Annotated in this window: 5 protein-coding genes; 2 read left to right on the top strand and 3 right to left on the bottom strand. The window is 71.9% G+C overall.

Annotated features, from left to right (window positions below; all coding sequences use genetic code 11):
• A partial coding sequence (locus tag B4M60_RS00180) for a glycoside hydrolase family 65 protein (RefSeq protein WP_291079346.1) occupies positions 1-2,172 on the top strand: 2,172 nt, incomplete at its 5' end.
• A 3-nt stretch (positions 2,173-2,175) separates the two neighbouring features.
• Here the strand turns inward: B4M60_RS00180 and B4M60_RS00175 are convergent.
• The 3 genes from B4M60_RS00175 to B4M60_RS00165 all read right to left on the bottom strand — a co-directional run bounded on the left by B4M60_RS00175 (position 2,176) and on the right by B4M60_RS00165 (position 4,209).
• Complete coding sequence (locus B4M60_RS00175) at positions 2,176-2,715, bottom strand: PGPGW domain-containing protein (RefSeq protein WP_291079345.1); 540 nt, start codon at positions 2,713-2,715, stop codon at positions 2,176-2,178.
• A 56-nt stretch (positions 2,716-2,771) separates the two neighbouring features.
• A complete protein-coding gene (locus tag B4M60_RS00170; protein WP_291079344.1) occupies positions 2,772-3,494 on the bottom strand; it encodes a VIT1/CCC1 transporter family protein in 723 nt (240 codons plus the stop codon).
• An 85-nt stretch (positions 3,495-3,579) separates the two neighbouring features.
• The gene (locus B4M60_RS00165) at positions 3,580-4,209 is read right to left on the bottom strand and encodes a hypothetical protein (RefSeq protein WP_291079343.1); all 630 of its coding nucleotides are present in this window, start codon (positions 4,207-4,209) and stop codon (positions 3,580-3,582) included.
• A 152-nt stretch (positions 4,210-4,361) separates the two neighbouring features.
• Here B4M60_RS00165 and B4M60_RS00160 point away from each other — a divergent pair.
• The coding region (locus B4M60_RS00160) for a cytochrome P450 (protein WP_291079342.1) at positions 4,362-5,065 on the top strand (704 nt) is incomplete at its 3' end.

Raw genomic sequence — 5,065 nt, 5'->3', positions numbered from 1 at the left:
CCCAACTGGCTGCCGCTCAAGCTCCGGATCGGCGGGGCGGAGGTGCTCCGGCTGGCGGAGCTCGAGCTCCTGGACTACCACCACGAACTCGATCTGCGGACGGCCCTGCTCACCAGGCGGCTCCGGTTCCGGGACAAGGAGGGCCGGGAGACGGCGCTGGTCAGCCGCCGGTTCGTGTCGATGACCTCCATGCACCACGCGTACCTCGAGTGGACCCTCACGCCGCTGAACTGGTCGGGGGAGGCCGAGGTGGTCACCGCGCTCGACGGCCGGGTCGTCAACGGGGGCGTGCCCCGCTACCGCCAGCTGGAGAGCGATCACCTGCGCCCCGGGAGCACCATGGTCCCGGAACCCGCGGTCCTGGCCCTCAAGTCGGTCACCCGGCAGTCCGAGGTGATCGTCGGCGTCGCCGCCCGCACGCTCGTCCGGGTCGACGGGCGCGAGGTCGACGTCCCCCGGTCGGACTTCGGGACGACCGACTACGTCCAGCAGACCCTGCACCTGGACCTCGAGCGGGGTGTCCCCGTCACCATCGAGAAGGCGGTCTCGATGTTCACCTCGCGGGACCCCGCCACCGGGGACACGATCGTGCGCGCCCACCGGTCCGTGGCCCGTTCCCGCTCCTTCGAGGCCGCCTACGACCACCACAGCGCGTCCTGGGCCCGACTGTGGCGGGCCTGCGACATGCGGGTGTTCGGTGACGACGAGGCGCAGCACCTCCTCCGGATCCACATCTGCCACATCCTGCAGACCTGCTCGCACAACACCGCGGACCTGGACGCCGGGGTGCCCGCCCGCGGGATCAACGGGGAGGCCTACCGCGGGCACGTCTTCTGGGACGAGCTGTTCGTCTACCCGTTCCTCACCTTCCGCACCCCGGACGTCACCCGCGGCCTGCTCATGTACCGGTACCGCCGGGTCGCGGAGGCCCGCTCAGCGGCGAAGGCGGTGGGGTACGAGGGGTTCATGTTCCCGTGGCAGAGCGCGTCGCTCGGCACCGAGGAGACCCAGGAACTCCACCTCAACCCGATGTCCGGGCGGTGGGACGAGGACCTCTCGCACAACCAGCGCCACGTGAGCGCCGCCATCTTCTACAACGTCTGGCAGTACGTCACCCTCACCGAGGACACGATGTTCCTCGAGTACCGGGGCGCGGTGCTCATGCTCGGTATCGCCCGGTTCTGGGCGTCCATCGCCCACTACTCACCCGAGCGGGACAGGTACGAGATCCACGGGGTGATGGGGCCGGACGAGTACCACGAGAAGTACCCGGGCGCGTCCGAGAGCGGGTTGCGCAACAACGCGTACACCAACATCTTCGTGGCGTGGATCTGCGACATCGCGGCGCACCTGCTGGAACTCCTGCCCGAACCCCGGGCCAAGTCGGTGCGGGCGCAGCTCGAGCTCCGCGACGAGGAGATCGTGCGGTGGAAGGACATGAGCCGCAAGATGTTCGTCCCGTTCCACGACGGGATCATCAGCCAGTTCGAGGGCTACGAGGACCTCGAGGAGCTGGACTGGGACGGGTACCGCGCCAAATACGGGGACATCCAGCGACTCGACCGGATCCTCAAGGCCGAGGGGGACACCCCCGACCGCTACAAGCTGGCCAAGCAGGCCGACGTCGTGATGCTCTTCTTCCTCTTCAGCGACCCGGAACTCAAGCGGGTGGTCGAGCGCCTCGGGTACGAGTTCGCGGACGACTCCGCCGAGCGCACCATCGAGTACTACGACCGGCGGACCTCGCACGGCTCGACCCTGTCCTACATCACGCACGCCGGCGTGCTCGCCCGCTTCGACCCGGACGCCTCCTGGGACCGGTTCAAGGTGGCGCTGGGCAGCGACGTCAACGACATCCAGGGCGGCACCACCCGCGAGGGCATCCACATGGGGGTCATGTCCGGGACGGTCGACCTCATCCAGCGGTTCTACGCGGGCATGCGGGTCAGCGACGGCATGCTGCTGCTCGACCCCAACCTGCCGGCGGCCGTCGACGGGTTCGCGTTCAACATGACCTACCTGCGGTCGCCGCTCACCGTGACGATCATGCGGGACCGGGTCACGGTGAAACACCGCGACGGGGTGATCGACTCGGTCCCGGTCCGGGTCCGGGTGGCCGGTGAGGAGCGGATGGTCCAGGTGGGCGGCGAGGAGACGTTCAGCCTGGCGTGAGGATCAGACCGGCGTGACGCCGTGTCGGGCCCGACGGCGCTCGTCCTTCTCCCGCCTCCGGGCGGCGTGGCGTTCGCGCTCGCGCGCCACCTCCGCCTCGTGGTCGTACGGCGTGCCGCGGAACCGGCGGATCGAGTAGACCAGCAACGCCAGGCCGATCAGCCCCGACGCGATCAGGCTCCCGCCGGTTCCCCAGCCGCCGAAGAACCACAGGTCGCCGGAGAAGGGCCACCAGGCGGGTGCCGGGGGGTGCTCACCCCAGAACACGCCCAGCCCGATGAGCCAGGTCACCCCGATCGCCGACGCCGCGAGCCGCGGCCACGTCTGCACGCCGCGGGACGCGCCCTCCAGGGCCAGCCGCTTGACGGGGTCGACCCGCTTCTCGAACCACGTGTACTGCTGGGAGAGCACCACCATGCCGCCGAACAGCATGAGCAGTCCGGGGCCGGGCAGGAACAGCGCGGCGATCCCGAGCACGACGAGCGTCCACCCGAGGGTCTCGAGCGCGAGGCGCTTGACCGCGACGTAGCCGAGTCTTCTCACCGGACCATGGTGACAGAGTTCCACCCGGCGGCGCAGGCGTGCGCCGCCGCCACTGGTCAGACGACGGCGGTGCCCAGGAGAGTACCGATCCCGTACGTCGCGACCATGGCCGCGAGTCCGCCCAGGAGGAGCCGGCGGACGGCCTTGCCCCGATCCGCGTCACCGAGCCGAGCGGACACGTAGCCCGCGATCGCCAGACCGACAAAGGTGAGCACGGCGATCGTGGGCACCCGCAGGGACGCGGGCGCGAGGATCGCGAGGAGCGGGATGATCGCCCCGAGGGTGAACGCGATGGCGGAGGAGATGGCCGCGTGCATCGGGTTGGTCAGGGACTCCTGGTCGATGCCCAGTTCGGCGTCGAGGTGCGCCGCGAGCGGATCGACGGCGTGGAGCTCGGTGGCCACCAACCGGGCCGTGTCCTGGCTGAGCCCCTTGGCGGCGTAGAGCCCCACCAGCTCCTCGAACTCGGCCTCCGGCTCCTCCGCCAGCTCGCGGCGCTCCTTGGCGATGAGGGCCTCCTCCGTGTCGCGCTGCGTGCTCACCGACACGTACTCGCCGACGGCCATGGAGAAGGCGCCGGCGGACAGCCCGGCGATCCCCGCGACCATGAGGGCGGAGCGGTCGGTGGTGGCCGCCGCGACCCCCATCACGAGTCCGGCGGTGGAGAGCAGGCCGTCGTTCGCCCCGAGGACGGCCGCGCGGAGCCAGTTGAGCCGGTCGCCGACCGACGCGTCGTGCGGTTCGGCGGCGAGGTGGGGGGCGGATCCGGGGGCGTCCATGCGCTCACGGTAGGAGTCGGACCGCGACGCGGCAAGCGTCGGAAGCCTATCCTTACCAGCGCGTTCCCGACCCACGGGGCGCGACTCAGGCCGGAACCGTGGCGCCGAACTCCCGTGCGGCGCGGACGCCGGCGTCGAGGTCGACCTCCGGCCACCCGTCGGGGGCGTGGAGGACGGCGGCCAGGTCCGAGGTGCGCAGTCCGGAACCGGCGGTGATGAGGCGGTCGACGGCATCCGCTGCGGGGGCGTCGAGCAGGGTGTCGTCGGCCAGTCGGTCGATGATGTCCCGCAGCGCCGACCGCGTGACGGGGAAGAGTTCGGGATCGAACCCGTCGTCGGCAGGTTGGTCGAGCCGCCACCACCCGGCGCCGTCCCAGCCGTAGAGGAAGCCCGGGTGGTCACCGTGGGACCCGGCGTATTCGACGCCGCGCCGCCACCAGCCCGGGGCGTCCCCCACGAGGTCGCTGCCCGTCTCGCCCGCGCTCCCGCCGTCCTCGGTGAGCGAGAACTCGGGGTGGCGGCCGACGACGAGCGCGCGCCCCTCGCCGGGCCGCAAGAGCGCCATCCACTCGCCGTCGTCGCCCGCCCAGTGCAGGGCCGCGGCGGAGGGCGGGCACGGCTCCACCCCCACGGCGGCGCGGACGGCGGCGTCCACGGCGAGGAGGGCGGCGATGGTGTCGGGTGTCGAGTCCAGGTCCACGGGGAACAGGGCCATGCGGACCACGGTAGACCCCGACGGTGACCCCCACGAAGAGATCCCGGTGAACGTCCGGCGACCGCCCGGTGGCGCGGCGGGGTGGCCCCGGCGGTCGGCCGGGCCTCGCCGGTCGGGCTGCGGCGCCACCGTTCGGCTCGTACGGTGTGGCCATGACCGCCGAAGTTCCCCCCGGACCGCGACTGCCCGGTCTGGTGCAGGCCCTGCTCACCCTGTCGGCCCCCACCGTGGTCTTCCCCGCGGCCGCGCGGCGATACGGGGTGCCGTTCCGGCTCGAGCTGATGCCCAGGGGGCGGACGGTGGTCGCGCTGGCCGATCCGGCGGACCTCAAGGACGTGTTCGCGGGCTCGCCGTCGGTCTTCCACGCCGGCAAGGGCAACGAGTTGCTCCGGCCGCTCCTCGGCGGGGACTCGCTGCTCCTCCAGGACGGTGACGCGCACGCCCGGGCCCGGCGGCTCCTGGCGCCCGCGTTCGGCCGGCGGGAGATCGCCGGCTACCGCACCCTGGTCGAGGAGGTGACGGCGGAGCAGCTGGGCAGGTGGCCCCGCTCGGGTCGGATCCGCGCCCACATCCTCCTCAACGAGCTCACGCTGGAGGTCATTCTGCGGGTGGTGTTCGGCGTGACGGACCCCGCGCGTCTGGACGAGATGCGTCCGGTGGTGGCCCGGGCGGTCGATGCCGGTCCGGTGATGATGATCGGGCTGGCCATCCCCGCGCTGCGCCGACTCTGGCCCTGGACGCGCGAGATCCGGGACCTGGCGACCATCCACGACTTCCTCGGCGAGCAGATCGCCGCCGCCCGCCGGGACCCGGCGCTGCCGGACCGCCGGGATCTGCTGGCGCTGCTGGTCCGGGC

Origin of the sequence: Dietzia sp. UBA5065, from assembly GCA_002415925.1 — a bacterium.
Lineage (GTDB): Bacteria > Actinomycetota > Actinomycetes > Mycobacteriales > Mycobacteriaceae > Dietzia.
The sequence above is the reverse complement of the archived record's forward strand: the minus strand, read 5'-3'. Positions and strand labels throughout refer to the sequence as shown.